The 24,643-nt window shown below is 60.3% G+C and carries 20 protein-coding genes; 15 read left to right on the plus strand and 5 right to left on the minus strand.

Translation table 11 applies throughout. The features are described 5' to 3' along the window. The 6 genes from AC07ZE_RS13665 (at nucleotide 1) to AC07ZE_RS13690 (ending at nucleotide 9,080) form a co-directional block, all read left to right on the plus strand. A complete protein-coding gene (locus AC07ZE_RS13665) occupies nucleotides 1-870 on the plus strand; it encodes a rhomboid family intramembrane serine protease (protein ID WP_207265265.1) in 870 nt (289 codons plus the stop codon). Between the two features lie 33 nt (nucleotides 871-903). After that, nucleotides 904-1,164 (plus strand): YeaC family protein, encoded by a 261-nt coding sequence (locus AC07ZE_RS13670; RefSeq protein ID WP_095194932.1) that lies wholly within the window; start codon nucleotides 904-906, stop codon nucleotides 1,162-1,164. After that, the gene (locus tag AC07ZE_RS13675) at nucleotides 1,161-1,991 is read left to right on the plus strand and encodes a DUF2797 domain-containing protein (protein ID WP_207265266.1); all 831 of its coding nucleotides are present in this window, start codon (nucleotides 1,161-1,163) and stop codon (nucleotides 1,989-1,991) included. Before AC07ZE_RS13670 ends, AC07ZE_RS13675 begins: the two co-directional genes overlap by 4 nt. Nucleotides 1,992-2,001: 10 nt before the next feature. Further along, nucleotides 2,002-4,659, plus strand: coding sequence for an aminopeptidase N (pepN, locus tag AC07ZE_RS13680; RefSeq protein ID WP_207265267.1), 2,658 nt, complete (start codon nucleotides 2,002-2,004; stop codon nucleotides 4,657-4,659). A gap of 955 nt (nucleotides 4,660-5,614) precedes the next feature. Then, nucleotides 5,615-6,667, plus strand: a complete 1,053-nt coding sequence (locus tag AC07ZE_RS13685) for a WD40/YVTN/BNR-like repeat-containing protein (RefSeq protein WP_207265268.1) — start codon at nucleotides 5,615-5,617, stop codon at nucleotides 6,665-6,667. Nucleotides 6,668-6,695: 28 nt separating this feature from the next. After that, the gene (locus AC07ZE_RS13690) at nucleotides 6,696-9,080 is read left to right on the plus strand and encodes an efflux RND transporter permease subunit (RefSeq protein WP_137805565.1); all 2,385 of its coding nucleotides are present in this window, start codon (nucleotides 6,696-6,698) and stop codon (nucleotides 9,078-9,080) included. Nucleotides 9,081-9,196: 116 nt separating this feature from the next. Here the strand turns inward: AC07ZE_RS13690 and AC07ZE_RS13695 are convergent, their stop codons facing one another. Both AC07ZE_RS13695 and AC07ZE_RS13700 read right to left on the minus strand, forming a co-directional pair. After that, nucleotides 9,197-9,916: a FadR/GntR family transcriptional regulator gene (locus AC07ZE_RS13695; RefSeq protein ID WP_170948679.1), complete on the minus strand. Its 720-nt coding sequence runs from the start codon at nucleotides 9,914-9,916 to the stop codon at nucleotides 9,197-9,199. A gap of 125 nt (nucleotides 9,917-10,041) precedes the next feature. Beyond that, nucleotides 10,042-11,778, minus strand: a complete 1,737-nt coding sequence (locus tag AC07ZE_RS13700) for an IlvD/Edd family dehydratase (protein WP_011334608.1) — start codon at nucleotides 11,776-11,778, stop codon at nucleotides 10,042-10,044. A gap of 193 nt (nucleotides 11,779-11,971) precedes the next feature. Here AC07ZE_RS13700 and AC07ZE_RS13705 point away from each other — a divergent pair, with 193 nt between their 5' ends. The 9 genes from AC07ZE_RS13705 to AC07ZE_RS13745 all read left to right on the plus strand — a co-directional run bounded on the left by AC07ZE_RS13705 (nucleotide 11,972) and on the right by AC07ZE_RS13745 (nucleotide 18,928). Beyond that, nucleotides 11,972-13,294, plus strand: a complete 1,323-nt coding sequence (locus tag AC07ZE_RS13705) for an MFS transporter (RefSeq protein WP_207265269.1) — start codon at nucleotides 11,972-11,974, stop codon at nucleotides 13,292-13,294. Nucleotides 13,295-13,429: 135 nt separating this feature from the next. Continuing rightward, nucleotides 13,430-14,422 carry an AraD1 family protein gene (gene araD1, locus AC07ZE_RS13710; protein ID WP_207265270.1) on the plus strand — a complete coding sequence of 331 codons (993 nt, stop codon included), beginning with the start codon at nucleotides 13,430-13,432 and terminating at the stop codon, nucleotides 14,420-14,422. A 10-nt stretch (nucleotides 14,423-14,432) separates the two neighbouring features. Continuing rightward, nucleotides 14,433-16,013, plus strand: coding sequence for an aldehyde dehydrogenase (NADP(+)) (locus AC07ZE_RS13715; protein ID WP_207265271.1), 1,581 nt, complete (start codon nucleotides 14,433-14,435; stop codon nucleotides 16,011-16,013). A 205-nt stretch (nucleotides 16,014-16,218) separates the two neighbouring features. Next, nucleotides 16,219-16,515: a DUF5629 family protein gene (locus AC07ZE_RS13720; protein ID WP_207265272.1), complete on the plus strand. Its 297-nt coding sequence runs from the start codon at nucleotides 16,219-16,221 to the stop codon at nucleotides 16,513-16,515. Beyond that, entirely contained in the window at nucleotides 16,508-17,677 is a 1,170-nt protein-coding gene (locus tag AC07ZE_RS13725; protein ID WP_207265273.1) for a lactonase family protein, read from the plus strand. Before AC07ZE_RS13720 ends, AC07ZE_RS13725 begins: the two co-directional genes overlap by 8 nt. Nucleotides 17,678-17,832: 155 nt before the next feature. Further along, entirely contained in the window at nucleotides 17,833-18,012 is a 180-nt protein-coding gene (locus tag AC07ZE_RS13730; RefSeq protein WP_207265274.1) for a hypothetical protein, read from the plus strand. 208 nt (nucleotides 18,013-18,220) lie between these two features. Beyond that, nucleotides 18,221-18,346 (plus strand): hypothetical protein, encoded by a 126-nt coding sequence (locus AC07ZE_RS13735; protein ID WP_256590244.1) that lies wholly within the window; start codon nucleotides 18,221-18,223, stop codon nucleotides 18,344-18,346. A 115-nt stretch (nucleotides 18,347-18,461) separates the two neighbouring features. After that, nucleotides 18,462-18,674, plus strand: coding sequence for a hypothetical protein (locus tag AC07ZE_RS13740; RefSeq protein WP_207265275.1), 213 nt, complete (start codon nucleotides 18,462-18,464; stop codon nucleotides 18,672-18,674). After that, the gene (locus AC07ZE_RS13745; RefSeq protein ID WP_207265276.1) at nucleotides 18,671-18,928 is read left to right on the plus strand and encodes a hypothetical protein; all 258 of its coding nucleotides are present in this window, start codon (nucleotides 18,671-18,673) and stop codon (nucleotides 18,926-18,928) included. The genes AC07ZE_RS13740 and AC07ZE_RS13745 overlap by 4 nt, the downstream gene beginning before the upstream one ends. 68 nt (nucleotides 18,929-18,996) lie before the next feature. On the opposite strand, the gene AC07ZE_RS13750 is transcribed toward AC07ZE_RS13745, so the two are convergent. Genes AC07ZE_RS13750 through AC07ZE_RS13760 form a run of 3 tightly spaced genes read right to left on the minus strand, consistent with a single transcriptional unit; the run spans nucleotide 18,997 to nucleotide 24,472 of the window. Then, nucleotides 18,997-19,593 (minus strand): glutathione S-transferase, encoded by a 597-nt coding sequence (locus tag AC07ZE_RS13750; RefSeq protein ID WP_207265277.1) that lies wholly within the window; start codon nucleotides 19,591-19,593, stop codon nucleotides 18,997-18,999. Then, nucleotides 19,590-23,231, minus strand: a complete 3,642-nt coding sequence (locus AC07ZE_RS13755) for an AAA family ATPase (protein WP_207265278.1) — start codon at nucleotides 23,229-23,231, stop codon at nucleotides 19,590-19,592. Before AC07ZE_RS13755 ends, AC07ZE_RS13750 begins: the two co-directional genes overlap by 4 nt. After that, nucleotides 23,228-24,472, minus strand: coding sequence for an exonuclease SbcCD subunit D C-terminal domain-containing protein (locus tag AC07ZE_RS13760; RefSeq protein WP_207265279.1), 1,245 nt, complete (start codon nucleotides 24,470-24,472; stop codon nucleotides 23,228-23,230). The genes AC07ZE_RS13755 and AC07ZE_RS13760 overlap by 4 nt, the downstream gene beginning before the upstream one ends. Nucleotides 24,473-24,643: the final 171 nt, after the last annotated feature.

The raw sequence follows: 24,643 nt of genomic DNA on the forward strand, positions 1-24,643 counted from the left end.
ATGAGTGCTGTGGCGGTATTGCGTCTGCCGCTGGCGGTGGACCTCAGCGGTTTCGTCAAATTGTTGCAGCGCATGCAGGTGCCGCACCGGGTCAGCGAAGAGGCGGGCGAGCAGGTGTTGTGGGTGCCGGACAACATCAGCGAAGACGTGCGCGCCTTGTATGAGCGGTTTCCAGAGGGTGATCCCGATCAGCAACTGGATGTTCCAGTGACACAAACCGTTCGCCGTCCGGGTTTCGTCGAGCAGCTGCGCTACGCCAAAGCCACTGCGCTGGTATTGCTGTTGAGCCTGCTGGTCGGCGCGCTGACGATGCTGGGCGACAACCTGAATACGATGCACTGGCTGACCTTCCTCGATTTTCGCATCGTCGGCGAGTACATCCACTTCACGCCTTTGGCCGAGAGCCTGGCGGCGGGGCAGTGGTGGCGACTGGTCACGCCGATGCTGATCCACTTCGGCATCCTGCACCTGGCGATGAACGGCATGTGGTATTGGGAGCTGGGACGGCGCATCGAGTCGCGCCAGGGCAGCGTCAACCTGATCGGCCTGACCTTGCTGTTCAGCCTTGTATCCAATTACACCCAATTTCTTTTCAGTGGCCCGAGCCTGTTCGGCGGGTTGTCCGGGGTGCTGTACGGCCTGCTCGGGCACTGCTGGATCTTCCAGCTGTTGTCGCCGAACGCCGCTTATCGCCTGCCTCGCGGAGTGCTGGTGATGATGCTGGTCTGGCTGCTGCTGTGCCTGTCCGGGCTGGTCTCGATGATCGGTTTCGGTGAAATCGCCAACGCGGCCCATGTCAGCGGGTTGCTCGTCGGATGCTTGACCGGTTTGTTGGGCGGTTTGTACAACCGCCGTAAACTGGCCGTCTGAAAAAGTCTTGTAAGTAGAGAACGCGGAGACCCAATGTCCTCTTTTAACGAAATGATCAAGAACATCACCCCGGACATCTACCAGAGCCTGAAACTGGCGGTGGAAATCGGTAAATGGTCCGACGGTGGCAAGCTCACCACCGAGCAACGCGAATTGTCGCTGCAAGCGATGATCGCCTGGGAAATCCAGAACCTGCCCGAGGAAGAGCGCACTGGCTACATGGGCCCGCAGGAGTGTGCGTCGAAGTCGATCGAAGTGCCGAATATCCTGTTCAAATCGGATGCCATCCATTGATCGAGATTGGCCGCGGTGCAATCAGTAAAATGTCGGCGCGCCTGGACGGGCCGAACGTGCAATACGCATTTCGCCTGGGCGACGTCGAGGTTCCGGTCAATCCGTTGATCGGCACCACGGTGCGCCTGGAATACCTGGGTGCGATCCATTGCATCCATTGCGCACGCAAGACCAAAACCAGTTTCAGCCAGGGCTACTGCTACCCGTGCATGACCAAACTGGCCCAGTGTGACGTGTGCATCATGAGCCCGGAACGCTGCCATTTCGACGCCGGCACCTGCCGGGAGCCGGAGTGGGGCCAGACGTTCTGCATGACCGATCACATTGTCTATCTGTCGAATTCGTCCGGGGTGAAAGTGGGGATTACCCGCGCCACCCAGTTGCCGACCCGCTGGATCGATCAGGGCGCCAGCCAGGCGTTGCCGATCGTGCGCGTCGCGACCCGCCAGCAATCCGGTTTCGTCGAAGACCTGTTCCGCAGTCAGGTCCCCGACAAGACCAACTGGCGTGCCCTGCTCAAGGGCGATGCGGTTTCGGTGGATCTGGCCGGGGTTCGCGACCACTTGTTCGACAGCTGCGCCGAAGGTCTGCGAGGTTTGCAGGAACGATTTGGCCTGCAGGCGATCCAGACGATCAGCGATGTCGAACCGCTCGAAATCCGTTTTCCGGTCGAGCAATACCCGGCCAAGATCGTCAGCTTCAACCTGGACAAGAACCCGATTGCCGAAGGCACGCTGCTGGGGATCAAGGGTCAATACCTGATCTTCGATACCGGCGTGATCAACATTCGTAAGTACACGGCCTATCAGCTCGCCGTGCATCAGTAAGGACTCCAGCATGCGCACCGAACAACCGAAGATGATCTACCTCAAGGACTATCAGGCGCCCGAGTACCTGATCGACGAAACACACCTGACCTTCGAGTTGTTCGAGGACCACAGCCTGGTCCATGCGCAACTGGTGATGCGCCGCAATCCCGAGCGTGGCCCGGGCCTGCCGCCGCTGGTGCTGGACGGTCAGCAACTCGACCTGCTGACGGTGAGCCTGGCCGACCGCGAGCTGACGCCTGCCGACTACCAGTTGACCGAGAACCATCTGACGCTGCACCCGACCAGCACCACGTTCACGGTCGATACCAGCGTGCGCATTCACCCGGAAACCAACACCGCGCTGGAAGGCCTGTACAAGTCCGGCACGATGTTCTGCACCCAGTGCGAAGCCGAAGGTTTCCGCAAGATCACTTATTACCTCGACCGCCCGGACGTGATGAGCACGTTCACGACAACCGTGGTTGCCGAGCAACACAGCTATCCGGTGCTGCTGTCCAACGGCAACCCGATCGCCAGCGGTCCCGGCGAAGACGGCCGGCACTGGGCGACCTGGGAAGACCCGTTCAAGAAACCGGCGTACCTGTTCGCCCTGGTGGCTGGTGATTTGTGGTGTGTCGAAGACACCTTCACCACCATGACCGAGCGCACTGTGGCGCTGCGCATCTATGTCGAGCCGGAAAACATCGACAAATGCCAGCACGCCATGAACAGCCTGAAGAAGTCCATGCGCTGGGACGAAGAAGTCTACGGTCGCGAGTATGACCTGGACATCTTCATGATCGTCGCGGTCAACGACTTCAACATGGGTGCGATGGAAAACAAAGGCCTCAACATCTTCAACTCCAGCGCCGTGCTGGCGAAGGCCGAAACCGCCACCGACGCCGCGCACCAGCGGGTCGAAGCCATCGTGGCCCACGAATACTTCCACAACTGGTCGGGCAACCGCGTGACCTGCCGCGACTGGTTCCAGCTGTCGCTCAAGGAAGGCTTCACCGTATTCCGTGATTCGCATTTCTCCGCCGACATGAACTCGGCCACGGTCAAGCGCATCCAGGACGTGGCTTATCTGCGCACCCACCAGTTCGCCGAAGATGCCGGCCCCATGGCCCATGCGGTACGTCCGGACAGCTTCATCGAGATTTCCAACTTCTACACCCTGACCGTGTACGAAAAGGGTTCGGAAGTGGTCGGCATGATCCACACCTTGCTTGGCGCCGAAGGTTTCCGTAAAGGCAGCGACCTGTACTTCGAGCGCCACGATGGCCAGGCCGTAACCTGCGATGACTTCATCAAGGCCATGGAAGATGCCAACGGTGTCGACCTGACCCAATTCAAGCGCTGGTACAGCCAGGCCGGTACGCCACGCCTTGCGGTCAGTGAGTCTTACGATGCGGTGGCGAAAACCTACAGCCTGACTTTCCGCCAGAGCTGTCCGCAAACGCCGGACAAGGTGGAAAAACTGCCGTTCGTGATCCCGGTTGAATTGGGCCTGCTGGACAGCAAGGGCGCCGAAATTGCCCTGCGCCTTGCTGGTGAGGCGTCGGCGCAAGGTACTTCTCGGGTCATTTCGGTGACCGAAGCCGAACAGACCTTCACCTTCGTCGACATCACTGAACAGCCACTGCCATCGTTGCTGCGCGGCTTCTCCGCGCCGGTGAAACTGAGCTTCCCGTACAACCGCGATCAGTTGATGTTCCTGATGCAGCACGACAGTGACGGATTCAATCGATGGGATGCCGGCCAGCAATTGTCGGTGCAGGTGCTGCAAGAACTGATCGTCCAGCAACAGAAAGGCGAAGCGCTGGTCCTCGATCAGCGACTGGTTTCGGCCTTGCGCACCGTACTGTCCGATGAATCGCTGGATCAGGCGATGGTCGCCGAAATGCTCTCGCTGCCAAGCGAAGCGTACTTGACTGAAATCAGCGACGTGGCGGATGTCGAAGCCATTCACATCGCTCGCGAATTTGCCCGCAAGCAATTGGCCGACGCGCTGTTCGAAGGCCTGTGGTTGCGTTATCAGGCCAACCGCGACCTGTCCAAGCAAACCCCGTATGTGGCCGAGGCCGAACACTTTGCCCGTCGTGCGTTGCAGAACATTGCGCTGTCGTACCTGATGCTCAGCGGCAAACCGGAAGTTCTGGCCGCGACGCTGGAGCAGTTCGAGGCGTGCGACAACATGACCGAGCGCTTGACCGCACTGGCCGTGCTGGTCAACTCGCCGTTCGAAGAGCAGAAAGCCAAGGCGCTGGCCAGCTTCGCCGCGCACTTCAGTGACAACCCGCTGGTCATGGATCAGTGGTTCAGTGTCCAGGCCGGCAGTGTGTTGCCGGGTGGACTGGAGCGGGTTCGCCAGTTGATGGAGCATCCGGCGTTCAACATCAAGAACCCGAACAAGGTGCGGGCGCTGATCGGCGCGTTTGCCGGGCAGAACCTGATCAACTTCCATGCGGCGGATGGTTCCGGGTATCGCTTTTTGGCGGATCTGGTGATCGAACTGAACGGGTTCAATCCGCAGATCGCTTCTCGGCAGTTGGCGCCTTTGACGCGCTGGCGCAAGTACGACAGTTCCCGTCAGGCGTTGATGAAAGGGGAGCTGGAGCGGATTCGGGCTTCGGGGCAATTGTCTAGTGATGTGTTTGAGGTGGTCAGCAAGAGCCTGGCTTGATTCTCGGTCTGGTCTTGGACTTGGCGGCCTTCGGGCCGACCAGGTTCTTGGTTGATTGAGTACATATCCGTTGCTGCGGTAACGGCGGCTGGCGGTTTCGCCCTTACGGCGACTCACTTTTTTGACAAACGACTCAAAAAAGTAAGCAATAAAACGCTCGCCCCGAGCGTCCGGCCCCTCGCTGGGGCTCGGGGTTCCTTCGTTTCGGCATTCATCCGGGGGCATCGCCCTCCGGTTGGCTTCGCTGGCACCTGCATGCGATGGCGGGCTTGCTCGCGAAGGCGGCCTGAAAGCCGACCTGATTTGACGCATGCACCTCGACCACCTTGTAGGAGCTTCCGAAGACTGCGATCTTTTGACCTGGCTTTGGCTTTGGCTTTGGCTTTGGCTTTGGCTTTGGCTTTGGCTTTGGCTTTGGTTCTTGATCTTTCGCCCCTTCGGCAGGCCGAGCGTAGGTGTTCATCAGGGGGTTAGGCGCGTAGCGCCGTGCGGCGAAGCCGCACACATCGAGAGGAGGTGCAGCGAAGCAAACCGTAGGCGATGCCCCCTGATGGGCACCGTAGCGAGGGAACACCGAGCCTCAGCGAGGTGCCGTACGCCGGGGCGAAGCCTTTTGGTTCCTTTTTGGCGTTTGAAAAAGGGACTCGCTGTAAGAGCGAAACCATAAGTAGCCGTTACCGCAGCAACGGATATGTACACCGATCACCAAAACCAAAACCCCATCACACCAACAAATACCCCATCATTCAGCTCCCCCCATACCCCCCACGGTTAACAAAACATAACGCACCGTCGATTGTCAGCCGTCGAAAAACACCGATAGGATAAGCCAGCTTCCGAAGGGGCTCTGGATTGCGGGTTTCAGGACTATGCTCTGAAACAGGTCATCCCGATACGCACCCTTGCGGCGCCCTGAAAGGTTGAATGACCTAACAATAATAAAGGGGGAAGGTCTATGAGTGAGCCTGTCATGGGTGTGGGTATTTGCCGCCCGCCGGCTTTACGCAAATTCGCGTTGCTGGCTACAGCGCTCTCGCTGTTGGGCTGTGCCGTGTGGTCGGCACCTGTGCTGGCGGCTGACGCCCCGGCATCCGACGTTGTTTATTCCGTTGAATCGGCCAAGGCCAGCAAAAGCCTGGTCCTCGATGTCGTGCACGCAGGCAAGCGTCTGGTGGCGGTCGGGGATCGCGGGCATATTTTGTATTCCGATGACCAGGGTACGACCTGGACCCAGGCCAAGGTACCGACCCGGCAACTGCTGACTTCGGTGTTTTTTGTCGATGACAAGCACGGCTGGGCCGTCGGTCATGATGCGCAGATCCTCGCCAGTGAGGACGGTGGCGTCACCTGGACCAAGCAATTTGAAGATTTGAAACGCGAATCGCCGCTGCTCGACGTCTGGTTTCAGGACGCCAACAGCGGCTTTGCCGTGGGCGCTTACGGCGCGTTGATGGCCACCACCGATGGTGGAAAGAACTGGGAAGACGTCAGCGACCGCCTGGACAACGAAGACCAGTACCACCTCAACGCCATTGCCGCCGTCAAGGATGCCGGGCTGTTCATCGTCGGCGAGCAGGGCAGCATGTTTCGCTCCGCCGATTGGGGCCAGACCTGGGAGAAGCTCGAAGGCCCGTACGAGGGTTCGTTGTTCGGCGTGATCGGCACCGCACAACCCAATACCTTGTTGGCCTATGGCCTGCGCGGCAATCTTTACCGCTCCACGGATTTCGGCAGCACCTGGGAGCAAGTCGAGCTCAAGGCTGAGCGCGGTGCCCTGGAGTTCGGCCTGTCAGGCGGTACGCTGCTCGACGATGGTTCCATCGTGATCGTTGGCAACGGTGGTTCGGTGATCAGCAGCAGCGATGACGGACAGACTTTCAGTGTCTTCAATCGTCGCGATCGCATTTCTATCTCTTCGGTGGTCGCGGCCGGAAATGGCAATCTGATCCTGGGTGGACAGGGCGGCGTTCGCGCCACTTCGCCGAACGGCGCGGAGCTGGGCAAATGAGCCGGGTTAATAATAAGAAGGCGGGGCTATGACTTCCTTGAGCACTCATCATCAGGACAAGGCGACGTTTCTTGAACGCCTGATTTTCAACAACCGCCCGGCAGTGATCACGATCTGCCTGCTGGTCAGTATCTTCCTGTTCTGGCAGGCGACGCTGATCCGGCCGTCCACCAGCTTTGAAAAAATGATCCCGCTCGAGCATCCCTTCATTCAAAAGATGATGGAGCACCGCAACGATCTGGCGAACCTGGGCAACACCGTGCGGATCTCCGTGGAAGCCACTGACGGCGACATCTTCTCCAAGGAGTACATGGAGACCCTGCGCCAGATCCACGACGAAGTGTTCTACATCTCTGGTGTCGACCGCTCCGGCCTCAAGTCGCTGTGGAGTCCGAGCGTGCGCTGGACCGAGGTGACGGAGGAGGGTTTCGCCGGTGGTGAAGTGATCCCGCAGAGCTACAACGGTTCGCAGCAAAGTCTCGACCTGCTGCGCAACAACGTGCTCAAGTCTGGACAAGTCGGGCGGCTGGTGGCCAACGACTTCAAGTCGAGCATCGTCGATATCCCGCTGCTGGAGTCCTACCCGGACCCGCAGGATCAGGGCAAGCTGCTGGCGCTGGACTATCGCAAGTTCTCCCACGAACTTGAAGACAAGATCCGCAACAAATTCGAAACGCAGAACCCCAACGTCAAGATTCATATCGTCGGTTTCGCCAAGAAGGTCGGCGACTTGATCGATGGCCTGGTGATGGTGGTGATGTTCTTCGGTGTCGCCTTCGTCATCACCTTGATCCTGCTCTACTGGTTCACCAACTGCATGCGCAGCACCGTGGCGGTGTTGAGCACGACGCTGGTGGCGGTGATCTGGCAGCTGGGCCTGATGCACTTCTTCGGTTTCGGCCTGGATCCGTACTCGATGCTGGTGCCGTTCCTGATCTTCGCCATCGGTATTTCCCACGGCGTGCAGAAGATCAACGGTATTGCCCTGCAATCCAGTGAAGCGGACAACGCCCTGACCGCAGCGCGCCGGACGTTCCGTCAACTGTTCCTGCCGGGGATGATCGCGATCCTTGCCGATGCCGTGGGTTTCATCACGCTGCTGATCATCGACATCGGCGTAATCCGTGAGCTGGCCATCGGCGCATCCATCGGCGTGGCGGTGATCGTGTTCACTAACCTGATCCTGCTGCCGGTGGCGATTTCCTACGTCGGCATCAGCAAGCGTGCCGTGGATCGGAGCAAGAAAGACGCAACCCGTGAGCACCCGTTCTGGCGCCTGCTGTCGAACTTTGCCAGCGCGAAAGTCGCTCCGGTCTCTATCCTGTTGGCGTTGATCGCCTTTGGCGGCGGTCTCTGGTACAGCCAGAACCTGAAAATCGGCGACCTCGACCAAGGGGCGCCGGAGCTGCGTCCGGACTCGCGCTATAACAAGGACAACAACTTCATCATCAGCAACTACTCCACCAGCTCCGATGTACTGGTGGTGATGGTCAAGACCAAGTCCGAAGGCTGCTCGCGCTATGAAGCGATGGCGCCGATCGACGAGCTGATGTGGAAGATGCAGAACACCGAGGGCGTGCAGTCGGCGATTTCCCTGGTGACCGTGTCCAAGCAGATGATCAAGGGCATGAACGAGGGCAACCTGAAGTGGGAAACCCTGTCGCGTAACCCGGACGTGTTGAACAACTCCATTGCCCGTGCCGATGGCCTGTACAACAACAGCTGCTCCCTGGCGCCGGTACTGGTGTTCCTCAACGATCACAAGGCCGAGACCCTGGATCGCGCGGTGCACGCGGTACAAGAGTTCGCCAAGGAAAACAACAAGGACGGCCTGGAGTTCATCCTCGCGGCCGGTAATGCCGGGATCGAGGCGGCCACCAACGAGGTCATCAAGAAGTCCGAGTTGACCATCCTGATCCTGGTGTACATCTGCGTGGCGGTCATGTGCATGATCACCTTCCGCTCCTGGGCGGCGACCTTGTGCATCGTGCTGCCGCTGGTGCTGACCTCGGTACTCGGCAACGCCCTGATGGCCTTCATGGGCATCGGCGTGAAGGTTGCGACCCTGCCGGTGGTGGCATTGGGTGTGGGAATCGGCGTGGACTACGGCATCTACATCTACAGTCGTCTGGAAAGCTTCCTGCGTGCCGGGCTTCCGCTTCAAGAGGCGTATTACCAAACGCTCAAGTCCACCGGTAAAGCCGTATTGTTCACCGGTCTGTGCCTGGCCATCGGCGTGTGCACCTGGATCTTCTCGGCCATCAAGTTCCAGGCCGACATGGGGCTGATGCTGACCTTCATGCTGCTGTGGAACATGTTCGGCGCCCTGTGGCTGTTGCCGGCACTGGCGCGGTTCCTGATCAAGCCGGAGAAACTGGCGGGGCAGAAGGGCAACTCGCTGTTTGCTCACTGATCCACGATCAGAAACACAAAAGCCGCAACCTCAGGGTTGCGGCTTTTTTGCATCTCAAGTTCACACAACATCCCTGTGGGAGCGAGCAGGTTCGCTCCCTCATTGGATTGATTTGGTTATGAAGGATCGCTACCCAGCACCACATTCAGCGCACTACGCGCATCATCCAGTTGCACCAGCGTCGCATGCCGCGCACCCAACGCATCTCGATTCTCGATCGCCGTGAGAATCGCTTTGTGCCGTGGCAACGCCAGTTCATGCAGGTTCGGCCGCTGATTCGAATGCTTCAACGCTTCGGCAATTGCCACCGATAGCATGTTGCACAGGTTGGCCAGCAGATCGTTGTGGGTCGCGTCGGCGATGCGGCTGTGGAAGTCGAGATCCGGTTGCAGCAAGGCTTCCGGCGTGGGAGCGGCTTCCATGCGTTGGTAGGCTTCACCGATGGACGCGATGTCGGCGTCGGTGGCGAACTGCGCGGCGAGGGCGGCAGCAGCCGGTTCGATGATGCTGCGCACGCTGGTGAGCAAGTCGAAGAACTCATTCTGCGGGCTGCTTTGCATCAGCCAGTGCAGCACGTCCGGATCCAGCATGTGCCAGTCCTTGCGCGGCTTGACCACGGTGCCGACCCGTGGACGGGAATACACCAGGCCCTTGGCGACCAGCACCCGTGTGGCTTCGCGCAGGACGGGCCGGCTGACGGCATACTCCTCGCACAACAGCGCTTCGGCGGGCAGTTTGTCGTCGGGCAGGAAGCGCCCCGAGACGATCTGCATGCCCAGTTCCTGGACGATGCGCGAGTGCATGCTTTTGCGATCGGAGGGTTTGCGGTAATCCATGGGGAGCGACGCGGTCCTGTGCGATGGGGTACCGCGCATGATAACAGGCGCGGCGCAAACTTGAGGCAGATGCTCAAAGCAAATGTGGGAGCCAGCAGGCTAGCTCCCACAAGAGGGCGGCGGTGTTAATGGGAATGACGGGGGACTTCAGCACCTCGGCAGCCGACCAGGAAATCAAAGTCGCAGCCCTGATCCGCTTGCAGCACATGGTCGATGTACAGCTGACGGTAGCCACCGACCAACAATTGTTGCGGTGGTTGCAGGTCGGCCATGCGCGCCGCCAGCTCGGCATCCGGAATGTCCAGGTGCAGGCGGCCGCTGGCGCAATCGAGCTCAATCCAGTCACCTTCTTTCACTGCTGCCAAAGGTCCGCCAGCCGCCGCTTCCGGCGCGACATGCAAGACCACGGTGCCGTACGCCGTGCCACTCATGCGTGCATCGGAAATGCGCACCATGTCAGTCACGCCCTGGGCCAGCAGCTTGGCCGGCAGGCCCATGTTGCCGACTTCAGCCATCCCCGGATAACCCTTCGGACCGCAGTTTTTCATCACAAGAATCGAGTTGGCGTCAACGTCCAGTTCCGGGTCGTTGATCCGCGCCTTGTACATGTCGAAGTTTTCGAACACTACGGCGCGGCCACGGTGCTGCATCAGCTCCGGTGTTGCGGCCGAGGGCTTGAGCACTGCACCCAGCGGTGCGAGGTTGCCGCGCAGCACGCAGATGCCGCCGTCGGCGCGGATCGGATTGTCGAGGGTGCGGATCACTTCGTCCTCACCGTAGATCGGGGCGTCCTTGGTGTTCTCGCCAATCGACTTGCCGTTGACGGTCAAGGCGTTGGGGTTCGGGATCAGGTTGGCTTCACCGAGGCGACGCAGTACCGCTGGTAAACCGCCGGCGTAGTAGAACTCTTCCATCAGGAAGCGCCCGGACGGTTGCAGGTCGACGATGGTCGGCATACCGCGACCGATACGGGTCCAGTCGTCCAGATCCAGTTCCACGCCGATGCGTCCGGCGATGGCTTTGAGGTGAATGACCGCATTGGTCGAACCGCCAATCGCGGCGTTGACGCGAATGGCGTTTTCGAAGGCCTCCTTGGTCAGGATCTTCGACAGCTTCAAGTCTTCGCGAACCATTTCCACTGCACGCATGCCGGACATGTGCGCCAACACATAGCGGCGCGCGTCGACTGCCGGAATTGCCGCGTTGTGGGGCAGGGAAGTGCCCAGTGCTTCGGCCATGCAGGCCATGGTCGAGGCGGTGCCCATGGTGTTGCATGTACCGGCCGAGCGGGACATGCCACCCTCGGCCGCCAGGAAATCATCGATGGTGATGGTGCCGGCCTTGACCTGCTCGCTCAGCTGCCAGACCACGGTGCCCGAACCGATATCCTTGCCCTTGTGCTTGCCGTTGAGCATCGGCCCGCCGGTGACGACGATGGCAGGCACATCGCAACTGGCCGCGCCCATCAGCAAGGCCGGGGTCGTTTTGTCGCAACCGGTGAGCAGCACCACACCGTCGATCGGGTTGCCACGGATCGCCTCTTCAACGTCCATGCTTGCCAGATTGCGGGTCAGCATGGCGGTGGGGCGCAAGTTGGATTCGCCATTGGAGAACACCGGGAATTCCACCGGGAAACCGCCGGCCTCGATCACGCCGCGTTTGACGTGCTCGGCGATCTGGCGGAAATGCGCGTTGCACGGGGTCAGTTCCGACCAGGTGTTACAGATGCCGATGATCGGCTTGCCGTGGAACTGATGGTCGGCGATGCCCTGATTCTTCATCCAGCTGCGGTACATGAAGCCGTTCTTGTCGGCGGTGCCAAACCATTGGGCGGAACGCAGGGTGGGTTTCTTATCAGACATGATCGATTCTCTTATTGTATGACTATATTGTTCAAGCTGAGGTGTAACATAAGCGCAAATTCGCCTATTTGGAAGTGTTGTTGGTTAATTAGTATTACTATATAGTCGTTTTCAGCGGAGGGATGGCCCTGACGGTTTTCCGTGAGAGGCGTCCCCCGAGGTTCTATAAAAACAACAATCGGAGACCGATCTCATGAGCCAGGAACTGCGGCTTATCCGTCGCATCACGCTGAAACTGATTCCCTTCCTGATCCTGCTGTACCTGATCGCCTATGTGGATCGCTCCGCCGTGGGGTTCGCCAAATTGCACATGGGTGCCGACATCGGCCTCGGTGATGCGGCTTACGGTCTGGGCGCGGGGCTGTTCTTCATTGGCTACTTCCTGCTGGAAATCCCCAGCAACCTGATGCTTGACCGCTTTGGCGCACGGCGCTGGTTCGCGCGGATCATGGTCACTTGGGGCGCCATCACCATCGGCATGGCCTTCGTCCAGGGACCGAACAGCTTCTATCTGATGCGCTTTCTGCTCGGTGCGGCGGAAGCCGGGTTCTTCCCGGGCGTTCTCTACTACATCACCCAATGGTTCCCGGTGCGCCATCGCGGCAAGATCCTCGGGCTGTTCATCCTGTCGCAACCGATCGCGATGATGATCACCGGTCCCGTGTCCGGTGGTTTGCTCGGCATGGACGGCGTACTGGGGCTGCATGGCTGGCAGTGGCTGTTCATCGTCATCGGCGCCCCGGCGATCCTGCTGACCTGGCCGACACTGCGCTGGTTGCCGGATGGCCCGCAACAGGTGAAGTGGATGGACCAGGCCGAAAAAGACTGGCTGGCCGGCGAGCTGAAAAAAGACCTGGAGCAATACGGCCAGACCCGTCATGGCAACCCGTTGCACGCCCTCAAGGACAAGCGTGTGCTGTTGCTGGCGCTGTTCTACCTGCCGGTGACCCTGAGCATTTATGGCCTGGGCCTGTGGCTGCCGACCTTGATCAAACAGTTTGGCGGCAGCGACCTGGTGACCGGCTTCGTGTCTTCGGTGCCGTACATTTTCGGGATCATCGGCCTGCTGATCATTCCGCGCAGTTCCGACCGTTTAAATGATCGCTACGGCCACCTGGCGGTGCTGTATGTACTGGGCGCGCTGGGTCTGTTCCTCAGTGCCTGGCTGTCGGTACCGGTGCTGCAACTGGCGGCGTTGTGCCTGGTAGCGTTTGCGCTGTTTTCCTGCACCGCGGTGTTCTGGACCCTGCCCGGTCGGTTCTTTGCCGGCGCCAGTGCGGCGGCGGGGATTGCCCTGATCAACTCGGTGGGCAACCTCGGCGGCTACATTGGTCCGTTTGTGATCGGCGCGCTCAAGGAATACACCGGCAACCTGGCCTCGGGCCTGTACTTCCTGTCTTGCGTGATGCTGTTCGGCCTGGTGCTGACCGGCGTGGTGTATCGCCTGCTGGAGCGCAAGCATGTGCTGCCGGCTGATGCGTTTGCGGCCAGCGCCCGAGGCGCATCCCGTACCTGACACAAAACCTGTGGGAACGAGCCTGCTCGCGAAAGCGGAGTGTCAGTCAGCATCAATATTGGGTGTGACGGCCCATTCGCGAGCAGGCTCGCTCCCACAAGGGACCGCGGTGTTTGATTAAACAGGAGAGAATCCATGCGTTTGGTTCAATTTGAATTGAGTAACGGCGAACGCCGGGTCGGTGTGGTCGAGGAAGGGCGGGTGCGTGAAGTGCAGCACACACGCACGGTTCGCGACCTGGCCCTGGCGGCCATCGAGGCGGGCGTCAACCTTGAGCAACAGGTGCAAAGCATGGGGTTGGGTATCAGTCACGACTACGCCGAACTCCTGGCGCAACTGCGCATTCTGCCGCCGCTGGATCACCCGGACCCGGCACACATGCTGGTCAGCGGCACCGGCCTGACTCACCTGGGCAGTGCTTCGGCCCGGGACAAGATGCATCAGCAGGCCGGCGATGAAGCGGCGATGACCGACACCATGCGCATTTTCAAATGGGGCGTGGAGGGCGGTAAACCCGCAGAAGGGCAGGCCGGCGTGCAACCGGAATGGTTCTACAAGGGCGACGGCAGCATCGTCGTGCGCCCGGGCCAGCCGTTCCCGTTGCCGCCGTTTGCCGAAGACGCCGGTGAAGAGCCTGAGCTTAGTGGTTTGTATGTCATCGGCCATGATGGCAAGCCCTATCGCCTGGGGTTCGCGGTGGGCAACGAGTTCTCCGATCACGTCATGGAGCGCAAGAATTACCTTTACCTGGCTCACTCGAAGTTGCGCAGTTGCAGCTACGGCCCGGAACTGCGGGTCGGCGAACTTCCTCAACACCTGGCCGGGACCAGCCGTATCCTGCGTGACGGTGCAGTGCTGTGGCAAAACGAGTTCCTCAGTGGCGAGGCCAACATGTGCCATAGCCTGGCGAACCTCGAATATCACCATTTCAAGTACGGCCAGTTCCTGCGTCCGGGGGATGTGCACATCCACTTCTTCGGCACCGCGACCCTGTCGTTCGCCGATGGCGTGCGCACCCGACCGGGCGATGTGTTCGAGATCAGCCAGGCTGAGTTCGGCGCGCCGTTGATCAATGGCATCGCAGCGGTTGAAGCGGCTTTCGAACCCGGCACCGTCGGTTCACTTTGAGGAGTTACTGATGACTCGAATTCTTGGTCATAACTATATTGGCGGCCAGCGCAGCGCGTTGGGCAGCGTCAAACTGCGCAGCGTCGATGCGCAAACCGGCGAGGCGTTGCTCCATGACTTCATCCAGGCCACGCCGGAAGAAGTCGATGCCGCCGCCAAGGCGGCCGCTGCTGCATACCCGACCTATCGCGGCTTGAGCGCCGAGCGGCGTGCGCAGTTTCTTGATGCGATTGCCGATGAACTGGACGCACTGGGTGATGATTTCGTGACCCTGGTATGTCGCGAAACCGCGTTGCCCGCGGCACGGATCATCGGTGAGCGCGGACGCACCAGCGGCCAGATGCGCCTGTTCGCCAAGGTGCTGCGTCGTGGTGATTTCTACGGTGCGCGCATCGACCTGGCCTTGCCAGAACGTCAACCGCTGCCACGTCCTGACCTGCGCCAGTACCGCATCGGCCTCGGTCCGGTGGCGGTGTTTGGTGCCAGTAACTTTCCCCTGGCGTTTTCCACCGCCGGTGGCGACACCGCCGCGGCCTTGGCCGCCGGTTGCCCGGTGGTGTTCAAGGCCCACAGCGGCCATATGGCCACGGCTGAGTCAGTGGCCGACGCGATCTTGCGCGCGGCGGAAAAAACCGCGATGCCGGCGGGTGTGTTCAACATGATCTACGGCGGCGGGGTCGGCGAAGCACTGGTCAAGCACCCGGCGATTCAGGCGGTGGGCTTTACCGGGTCGCTCAAGGGCGGTCGGGCCCTCTGCGACATGGCGGCGGCACGTCCGCAACCGATCCCGGTGTTCGCCGAGATGTCGAGCATCAACCCGGTGATCGTTCTGCCCCAGGCGTTGCACGAACGCACGGAAACCATCGCCCATGGCCTGTCGGCTTCGGTGGTTCAAGGTTGCGGTCAGTTCTGCACCAACCCTGGATTGGTCATCGGCATTCGTTCGCCGCAGTTCAGCGCATTCCTGAAGTTGTTGGCAGACATGATGGCTGATCAACCGGCGCAAACCATGCTCAACGCCGGGACCCTGGGCAGCTACGGCAAAGGCTTGCAGAAACTGCTCGATCATCCAGGCATCGAGCACCTGGCGGGTCAGCCGCAACAAGGACGCCAGGCACAGCCGCAGTTGTTCAAGGCTGATGTCAGCCTGCTGATCAACGGTGATGAGGTTCTGCAAGAGGAAGTGTTCGGTCCGACCACGGTGGTGGTCGAAGTGGCGGATCAGGCGCAACTTACCGCTGCGTTGAATGGGCTGCACGGTCAATTGACGGCGACGATCATCGGCGAACCGGCGGATTTCGAGCAGTTCGCAGAGCTGACGGCGTTGCTGGAACAGAAGGTCGGGCGGATCCTGCTCAACGGCTACCCGACCGGGGTAGAGGTCTGTGATTCGATGGTTCATGGCGGACCGTATCCGGCGACCTCCGATGCGCGCGGCACGTCGGTGGGCACCCTGGCCATCGACCGTTTCCTGCGCCCGGTGTGTTTCCAGAACTACCCGGACAGTTTGCTGCCGGATGCGCTGAAAAATGCCAATCCGCTGGGCATCCAGCGATTGGTGGATGGCAAGCCGTCACAGGGCGCGATCTAACCGTCACGCACTAACCCCCCCTGTGGGAGCGAGCCTGCTCGGGAAAGCGGCGGAACAGTCCGGAAATTTATCGACTGACGCTCCGCCTTCGCGAGCAGGCTCGCTCCCACATTTGTCGGGTGTTGTGGGCAGGTGCTGTGACGGGCACTAATGAGTTCCCACATTGAGCTATCATTGCGTTTTTCCCACTCAAAGATTGACTGCCATGACTGCTGCAACCGATACCTTGCTCAATGCCCTCGAACGTTGCGCAATTGTGGAAATCGACGGGCTGCATGCCTTCGAATTCGCCCTTGATGTCGACGACAACCTGCACATCGAATGCATGGATGGCCGAGCGGCCAAGCACTGGGAATTTACCCCGGCACAGGTCCAGGCGGCGACCTACGACACCACCTTGCAAAGCTGGTTGATCACTGGTGATTCTGGCGAACACCGTCTGGTCTGCTTCGGTGATGTCATCAGCGGCGATAACGAAGACGACGCCCAAGAGGATGCGTAACCTCTGGCCCTTGTTGATCGCCGGCAGCATTGGCGCGATGGGTGTTCAGGCCGCCTGCGCCGACAACTATCAATTGCTGGTGGGGTCCTATACCGCCGGGCAAAGTCAGGGCATTTATCGACTGAATTTCGACAGTGCAACCGGACAGATCGACGCCAGGCCGCTGCAAGTGATCAACAGCGAAAATCCATCATGGCTGACCTTGAGCAAGGATCAGCGGCGGCTGTTTGTGGTCAACGAAAATGGCCCCGGCCAGAGCGATCCGGTCGGTCGGGTCAGCAGTTATGCGATCGACCCCAAGAGCCATGAACTGAGCCTGATCAATCAGGTGCAGAGCCTGGGCAACGAACCGACCCATTCGAGCCTCAGCGCGGATGCCGGCCATCTGTTTGTCAGTAATTATTCGGTGGCCGAAGACCCGGGCGGTACCCTGGCGGTGCTGCCGGTGGGCGCCGATGGCGCGCTCAAACCGGTGGTGCAGATCAGCAGTCATCCGGCCAGCCGGATCAATCCCGAACGGCAGATGTCGGCGCATGTGCATTCGACGATTGCGTCGCCGGATGGCAGGTACGTGTTTTCCAATGACCTGGGCGCGGACAAGGTTTTTGTCTACCGCTTCGACCCCAAGGCCAATCCGGACCTGCCGTTGACCCCGGCCACGCCGGCATTCGTCCAGCTGCCACCCGGCAGCGGTCCGCGTCATCTGCTGTTCAGCGCCGATGGCCAACACGCCTGGCTGACCATGGAAATGAGCGCCCAGGTGGCGGTGTTCGATTACCGCGACGGCAAGCTTGAGCAGACGCAAATGGTCGATCTGGCTGCCGGCCAGCCGGCGTCGGACAAAGCGGCCGCTGCACTGCATGCATCAAAGGATGGCAAGTTCCTCTACGTCAGCAACCGCGGCACCGCCAATACGTTGCTGGTGTTCGCCATCGACCCTGTGAGCGGTCATCTCAAGGAACTGCAACGGCGCTCGGTGGAGGGCGACCATCCAAGGGAATTCAGCCTCGATCCCAGTGGCCAATTCCTGCTGATCGCCAACCAGAAAAGCAACCGGATTGTCGTCGTCGAGCGCGATGCCAAGAGCGGTCTGCTGGGCAAAACCGTGCAAAAACTGCCGATGGACGCCCCGAGCGATCTCAAGTTTGTGCTGCGACAATAGACCGCAGGCCCCGATTCGCGGGGCCTGCAGCTTTCTATCAATGAGGCTGATATCTGGTAATGCTACAAAGCATTTCAAGGCCTCGTTCCTCGAGGGTTAAGTTTGCTTCACGGCCCCACCGGGCAAGCAAGCCAACTGACTCCGAGGAATACCGCATGAACTTCAATATCTTCTCTGTTATCGCCGCTTCCGCCATCTCGGCCACCGTTGCTCTGCCAGCCAGCGCCAACGTTGAAATCAGCGACAAAAAATCCCACGCCCAGAGCTACACCCAGAAATACCTGCAACAAAGCGCCAACTTTTACGCTGCGCTGGATCATAAAACCCAGCACTGAAATGACCTCCCCACACCCTTTATGCAGGAGCGAACTCACTTGCCGATCGAGCGTTGAGCGTTCGAAAAGTTCTGAAGTGATGTCGCTCCTGCATAACGCGTTTACGACAGCATCATATCGCCATCCATCTAGTGCTTGATATCACATAGCCATGCGTTTAACTTTGACGCTGATTTTTTGACTCCTTCTCAAGAAAAGGATCGATGACATGGCGATGCGTCTTGCAGTGGTGCTGCTGTTTCTCTATTCCACTCCCATCCTGTCCGCGGCAGAGCCGATTTCCGGGGAGCCTGACGCTGCCCGCGAGCGCATGATTAGTTTTATCGAAGACTGAGATAGTCTGGCTTAATGATCAACGCAGCTGATAGTTGATATAGATACGTGTTGTTGGTGATCGATGCTTTTTTGATCGATTCTGTGGACTCTGAAACATGTCCACGGAGTTCATCATGGCCCGCGCAATCATCACTTCTGCCAAACACGGCGCCTATGTGGCTATCGGTCTTTACCTGGTCATGGTGCTGGTTGTCAGTCTTTCGCCGCAATCGCTGCAAACCGTCGAACCGCCGATTCATGTGGCACATCCTGGTATCCAGTTTGAACACCGCGCTCAACAGGCGATGGTGGATCAGGCTGAACTCGCAGGAGTGGGCGGAGCATGAACCGTTGCAAGCTTTTGGTTATCGCCTTCCTGGCATTCATCACCAATGGATTTTCCTTGTTGGGGATCGGGCACGGTTCGATAGGTGGGGTGGCACGGGCCATCGAGGCCAATCACAACATCGCGCGCAACATAGAGACAGCCAAGGCCATGGGGATGCTGGCCGGCAACCCGCCGATCAAACCCGATAGCGGGTTTTTCGGGCCATTCCATGTCGATTGCTCGGTGATCGGCATGTGTGAAGTGCTGGTCTGAGAGCCAACGGTTAACCGGATCTGTCGTGGCGAGGGAGCAACCTCCCTCGCCACAAAAAGGCAGGGCTCTTATTTCTGCATGACACCCGTAAACAACGCCGACTCCAGAAACCGCTGCAACCAGCCCTGCAACCGCCGATAGGGCGACTGCGCGAACCACTCGCGGTCGACATGGGCGAATTGCCGCACGAACGGCATCAATGCCACGTCGGCCAGGCACGGATGGTCGGCCAGCAAGTAATCGCGATCTTTCAACAATTCATCCAGCTTACGCAGGAACGCCTCGCCCTCGGCGCGATAAAACGCCATCGGCTGTTCGGGGTAGCGTTCGGCGTACTTGTAGCGGTTGAGGTGCACTTTGAACGCCTGATCGTTCTCTTCGATCAATGCCGCGAGGGCGAGCTGCCCTTGCGGATCGTCCTTGAGCAACCAGTCCTGCGGATCATGCTGTGCCAGGGCCCAACGCATGATGTCCAGGCTTTCATCGATGACCCGACCGTCGACGCTCAGCACCGGCACCGTGCCTTTGCTCGACAGCGCGAGCATCTCGGCGGGCTTGGCCTTGAGGCTGACTTCGACGATGTCCACGGCAACCCCGGCGTAGCGCAGGGCCATGCGCGCCCGCATGGCGTAAGGGCAGCGGCGGAAAGAGTAAAGCGTGGTCATTTCACCTCCAGCGTGCTCAGGCCGTTGCCCTGACGGCGGACCTGGATCTGCACCGGAATGCGCTCATGCATTTCCTGCACGTGGGAAATCACCGCGACCTTGCGCCCCTGGGCCTGCAAACCGTCGAGGGCATCCATGGCCAGTTGCAGGGATTCCGGATCGAGACTGCCGAAGCCTTCGTCGATGAACAGTGATTCGATTTTCAACGTGCTCGACGCCATCGAGGCCAGACCCAGCGCCAGGGCCAGCGACACCAGGAACGTCTCGCCTCCGGACAGCGAATGCACCGAACGCAGCTCGTCCCCCATTTCGGTATCCATCACCAGCAAACCAAGCATGCTGCCGCCACGCTTGAGGCGATAGCGCCGCACCAGCTGACGCAGTTGCACGTTGGCATGGTGCACCAACAGATCGAGGTTGTAGGCTTGGGCGATCTTGCGGAAGGTGTCGCCGGTGGCCGAGCCGATCAATGCACTCAAGCGCGCCCAGCGTTGATACTCGGCGTAAGCCTCGGCAATTTGCTGCGCCAGTGCCTGATTGGCATTCTGCCGGCGCTGGTCCTCGGCTTGCTCGGCGCGCAGTTCGGCGCAGAGCTGTTCGTTGACGGCGTACTGGTTTTGCAACTCGCTGAGGGCGCTGTCGAGTTGTTCGGCTTCAAGGTTACCGTTGTGCTGCGCCTGATGATCGAGTAAGCGCTTGTCGCGTTCCTCCACCAGGACCTTGGCCTGTTCAATGGCTTTTTCGCTGAGCTGCAAGCGTTGGCGCAATTCGCTGACCTGCGCGTCGTCGACCCGCAACAGGTCTTCCAGGCCACCGTCATCCAGCTCCGGATGGCGGCCGCGCCAGTCGGCGATCTTGCCCGCCAGTTCCGTGTGTTCGCTTTCAAGAGCCTGCAAGCGTTCCTGCTGCGCCTTGAGCTCGGCGGCGACTCGTACCTGTTGCGTGTGCACGCTTTGCAGTTCCTGGGCGGTGCTGGTTTCGGCGCTGCGTGCGGTTTCCACGGCCCGTTCCAGTTGCTGCTGCCAATGCTCGGCGCTGTTGTGTTCGCCGAGCAACTGTCCGAGTTTCTGCTGGCTCGCCTGCTGCTGTTCTGCCAGCGCACTGAACTGCTGCTGCGCGGCTTGCAGTTGCAGGGTGCGGGTCTGCTGCCGATCCTGTTCCTTTTCCAGGTTCTGCTGACGTTGTTGCTGTTCGATCAGTTCTTCCTTCTGCTGCTCGAGTTGCGCCAGGCGCTCGGCGATCTGCCGATCGAGCTGCATGAAGGTCGCGGCCGGCTCAACGCGCAGCGCTTGCAGGGTCTGGGCCGGTAGCAGGCTGGCGAACGCGGCAAGTTCTTCGTCCAGGCGCTGACGGTCGCTGCCCAGTTCGCGTTGTTGATTGTCCAGGTACTGGGCCGCTTGCTGGTGCGCGATTTCGGCATGGCGCAGTTGCTGGGTCAGGCGCGCGGCATCCTGTTGCAGGGTGAGTAGGGCCGTTTGCCGTTGCTCATCCTGGGTGATGCTTTGATTCAATTGGCTGTTTTGCTGGGCGAGCCAGGCGTCGCGTTTGTCCGCGTCCTGATTCAGCAATGGGGTGGCCAACGGGTGCGCTGCAAGGCTGGGCGCCAGGGCTTGCTGTTGAGCCGCCAGTCGCTCCTGCTGTTGCAGCAGCTCTTTTTGCTGGGCAATCAGGCCGCCGACCTCGGCACGCAGGTCGGTGAGTTTTTCCTTGAGCACGTCGACGGCTTTCTGGGCGTTGGCCTGTTCGCTTTCATCGAAACGGCCAAGGCTCTGCAACAGCGCTTCGGGCTGATGATACGGATGCTCGTGGCTGCCACAGACCGGGCACGGCTGATCATCCTGTAACTGCGCGCGCAGTTCCTCGACACTCGCGCTGCGGGCCAGGCGCTGACGCTCCAGCAGCTCGCGGGTAACGCTAAGGGTTTGCTCGGCGACGCTCAGATCAGCCTTGGCTTTGACCCCGTCCTGAGTCAGGCGATCACGTTCCTGCTGTGCGGCGAGCTGGCGTTGTTGCAGCTCGGCAGCGCGCTTGTCCAGATCCTGCTGGCTGGCCCACAACCGCGCCAGGTCTTCGATGGCACGCAGTTGTTTGCGATTGTCCTGCAACAGGCTGCCGAGAATGCCGATCTGCTCGGCAACGGCATCCGGTTCGGCACCGGCTTCCTTGAACAGCACTTCCAGTTGCTGCTTTTGCGCGGTGAATGCTTGCGCGGTACGGCTGGCATTCTGTTCGAGGGTGGCCAGTTCGGCCTGCCCCTGATTCAGCCGGTTGCCGATCAGCATCAACTGTTGCAGGCGATCTCGGTAGGCATTCCAGGCATCGCTCAGCGGTGCCAGATGGGCGCTTTGTTCCAGCTCGGCAGCCATGCGCTGCAGGTGTTCGGCGACCTGGGCCTGCCGGCCGAGCAAGGTTTGAATCGCGCTCTGGCCTTGGGCACAGGCCTGTTCGGCGTTGTGTTTGGTTTCGGCGCCGAGGGCGGTGTCCTTGGCGAGGCGGGCGAGGGTGCTTTGTTCTTCAAAGGCCTGACGCAACAACGGTGCGCTGTCGGTCTGTTGCTGCTGTGCCTGGCTCAACGCGATCCGGGCTGCGCCGAGCTGTTGCTCCAGCTGTGTCTGGCGCTCGGCGAGTTCGGCATGCTGCCGGGTATGCCCGGCAATATGCGCTGCCAACGGGGTCAGCTGCGCGTCGATCTCGGCCTTGCGGGCGAACTGGTGCCGTTGTGGCGCCAGTTGCTCCAGGCGGGTCAGTTTCAGGCGTTCGCCGGCCAGGTTTTGCCATTGGGTCTGTGCAGATTGCAGCTGCTCGCAGGCACTGTGTTGCGCATCCTGCAACTGACGCAGATCCTTGAGCCAGGTGTGTTGCAACTCAAGTTGCTTGAGTTGTGCCTGCTGCAATTTGAGTTGCTGCTGTGCGGCACTGTAGCGCTCATCCAGTGCCGCCCGGGCTTCGGGTGCCAGCGGTGTGACCCCGGTGGCCTGATCCTGCAGCAGTTTGTGGGTTTCGCGGGCTTCCTTGGTCTTGTCGAAAGCTCGACGGCCCAGACGGGTATAGAGCGCCGTGTCGGTGAGTTTTTCCAGCAGTTCGCTTCGGTCGTTGTCATCGGCCTTGAGGAAGGCGCTGAACTCGCTTTGCGCCAGCAACACGGCGCGGGTGAACTGCTCGAAGTTCAAGCCCAGTACGGACTCGATCCGGCTTTTGAATTCGAGCTTCTGACTGGCCAGCAATTGGTCCTGGTCAATGTCACGCAAGCTTTGCCGACTGGCTTGCAGCCTGCCGCCGGCCTTCTCCCGGGCACGGTTGGCTTCCCAGCGCGCACGATAGCGACGGCCGTCAATGCCGACGAAATCAACTTCCGCATAGCCTTCACCGGTGCCGCGACGCAACAGCGTGCGCGGATCGGCGGTGCCGATATCACCGTCGACGTCCGGTGCCTTGGCCGATGGCTGGACACTGTTGAGCCGCGGCACCGTGCCGAACAGCGCCAGGCACAAGGCGTCGAGCAAGGTGCTTTTGCCCGCGCCGGTCGGCCCGGTGATGGCGAACAGGCCGGCGCTGGCCAAGGGCTCGGCGGTGAAATCGATATCAAAGGGGCCGGCCAGGGACGCGAGGTTTTTCAGGCGGATGGCAAGGATCTTCATGGCTGTTCGCCCTCCATCTGCACGTCTTGCAGCAGTTCGGCAAAGTCCTTGAGGGTTTGCTCGTCGACCTCGCTGCCGTAATTGTCCATCCAGGCGCGACTGAACAGTTCCTGGGGCGTGAGCTGGTCCAGTTCGATCAACGCGGCACCGTCTTCGGTGCCTTCGCGGTTGCCATTACCGGCGTATTCGGCCGCAATGCGCACCAGGCGCACGGCCTTGCCTTGCAGGGTGGTTTCCACCTGATGGCGCAAGTCCGGTTGCGGCTCGTCCAGCCGTACCCGCACCTCCAGCCAGGGCTGGCGCTGGTAGTCGGCCAGCAGGTCGATGTTCGGCAAGTCGGCCAGTTGCAGCAGGATCTCTGCCAAGGGCGCCGGGCCCAGGCGTTGCAGATCGACCGCGCGGGGAATCAGTTTGGGCTCGACGCTGACCAGGGTTTCGCCGTCGAGGGTGATATCGAGAATCTGGTGCTTGTAGTTGATTTCCGAGAACGACAGCGGAATCGGCGAACCGCTGTAACGAATCCGCTCTTCGCCGTTGACCTTCTGCGGCTTGTGCAAGTGACCAAGGGCGACGTAGCTGATGCTCGGTCCGAACAGGCTGGCAGGCAGCGCTTCGGCGTTGCCGATGATCAGGCTGCGCTCGGAATCTTCCGATACCGAGCCGCCAGCCATGTGGGCGTGGCTGATGGCGATCAGCGCCTGACCCGGTTGACGCTTGGCGTTGGCCGCTTCAATCAGCCATTCGTGAACCTGACCGATGCCGCGCAGGTAATCGTCACCCAGATGCGCTCCGGTCACCTCGGCCGGGCGCAGGAATGGCAGTGCCAGGCACCAGCCGGCAATGTTGCCGCTGGCATCGGGCAGCGGCAGCAACAGACGTTCGGCGTCCAGTTGCCCGTCATCAAGCCACAGCACCCGGCCCAGCGCATGGGTGCGCAAGCGGCGCATCAAGGGCGCGGGCAGCTCGATCCGCGCGCCGGAATCGTGGTTGCCGGCAATCATCACGATAGTCAGCAACGGTTGTTGTTCATGGGCGCTTACGATGAAGTCGTACAGGCGTTCCTGGGCTTTGACCGGCGGGTTGACCGTGTCGAAAATATCGCCGGCGATCAGCAGTCCATCGGGCTGATCGAGTTTGAGCTGACGCAGCAGCCAGTCGAGAAAACAGCCGTGCTCGAAATCGCGATCCTGGCCGTGCAGATTCTGGCCCAGGTGCCAGTCGGAGGTGTGAAACAGGCGCAAGGCGAACTCCGCTATTGGAAAGGTGATGGCCGCGAAGAAAATGACAGCGGCGAAAAGGGAGAGAGTTTACTGGCAAACACGTTTGCGGACGTACACGATTAACTGTGGGAGCGAGCCTGCTCGCGAATGAGGCGGCACATTCAATAACGAGTTCACTGACACAACGCATTC

It is taken from the genome of Pseudomonas sp. GW101-3H06 (assembly GCF_059424605.1).

Bases quoted from the DNA above. Each gene is read 5' to 3' on its own strand.
- AC07ZE_RS13665 (WP_207265265.1), top strand. From the start codon at position 1: ATGAGTGCTGTGGCGGTATTGCGTCTGCCGCTGGCGGTGGACCTCAGC.
- AC07ZE_RS13670 (WP_095194932.1), top strand. From the start codon at position 904: ATGTCCTCTTTTAACGAAATGATCAAGAACATCACCCCGGACATCTAC.
- pepN (WP_207265267.1), top strand. From the start codon at position 2,002: ATGCGCACCGAACAACCGAAGATGATCTACCTCAAGGACTATCAGGCG.
- AC07ZE_RS13685 (WP_207265268.1), top strand. From the start codon at position 5,615: ATGAGTGAGCCTGTCATGGGTGTGGGTATTTGCCGCCCGCCGGCTTTA.
- AC07ZE_RS13690 (WP_137805565.1), top strand. From the start codon at position 6,696: ATGACTTCCTTGAGCACTCATCATCAGGACAAGGCGACGTTTCTTGAA.
- AC07ZE_RS13695 (WP_170948679.1), bottom strand. From the start codon at position 9,916: ATGGATTACCGCAAACCCTCCGATCGCAAAAGCATGCACTCGCGCATC.
- AC07ZE_RS13700 (WP_011334608.1), bottom strand. From the start codon at position 11,778: ATGTCTGATAAGAAACCCACCCTGCGTTCCGCCCAATGGTTTGGCACC.
- AC07ZE_RS13705 (WP_207265269.1), top strand. From the start codon at position 11,972: ATGAGCCAGGAACTGCGGCTTATCCGTCGCATCACGCTGAAACTGATT.
- araD1 (WP_207265270.1), top strand. From the start codon at position 13,430: ATGCGTTTGGTTCAATTTGAATTGAGTAACGGCGAACGCCGGGTCGGT.
- AC07ZE_RS13715 (WP_207265271.1), top strand. From the start codon at position 14,433: ATGACTCGAATTCTTGGTCATAACTATATTGGCGGCCAGCGCAGCGCG.
- AC07ZE_RS13720 (WP_207265272.1), top strand. From the start codon at position 16,219: ATGACTGCTGCAACCGATACCTTGCTCAATGCCCTCGAACGTTGCGCA.
- AC07ZE_RS13725 (WP_207265273.1), top strand. From the start codon at position 16,508: ATGCGTAACCTCTGGCCCTTGTTGATCGCCGGCAGCATTGGCGCGATG.
- AC07ZE_RS13730 (WP_207265274.1), top strand. From the start codon at position 17,833: ATGAACTTCAATATCTTCTCTGTTATCGCCGCTTCCGCCATCTCGGCC.
- AC07ZE_RS13735 (WP_256590244.1), top strand. From the start codon at position 18,221: ATGGCGATGCGTCTTGCAGTGGTGCTGCTGTTTCTCTATTCCACTCCC.
- AC07ZE_RS13740 (WP_207265275.1), top strand. From the start codon at position 18,462: ATGGCCCGCGCAATCATCACTTCTGCCAAACACGGCGCCTATGTGGCT.
- AC07ZE_RS13745 (WP_207265276.1), top strand. From the start codon at position 18,671: ATGAACCGTTGCAAGCTTTTGGTTATCGCCTTCCTGGCATTCATCACC.
- AC07ZE_RS13750 (WP_207265277.1), bottom strand. From the start codon at position 19,593: ATGACCACGCTTTACTCTTTCCGCCGCTGCCCTTACGCCATGCGGGCG.
- AC07ZE_RS13755 (WP_207265278.1), bottom strand. From the start codon at position 23,231: ATGAAGATCCTTGCCATCCGCCTGAAAAACCTCGCGTCCCTGGCCGGC.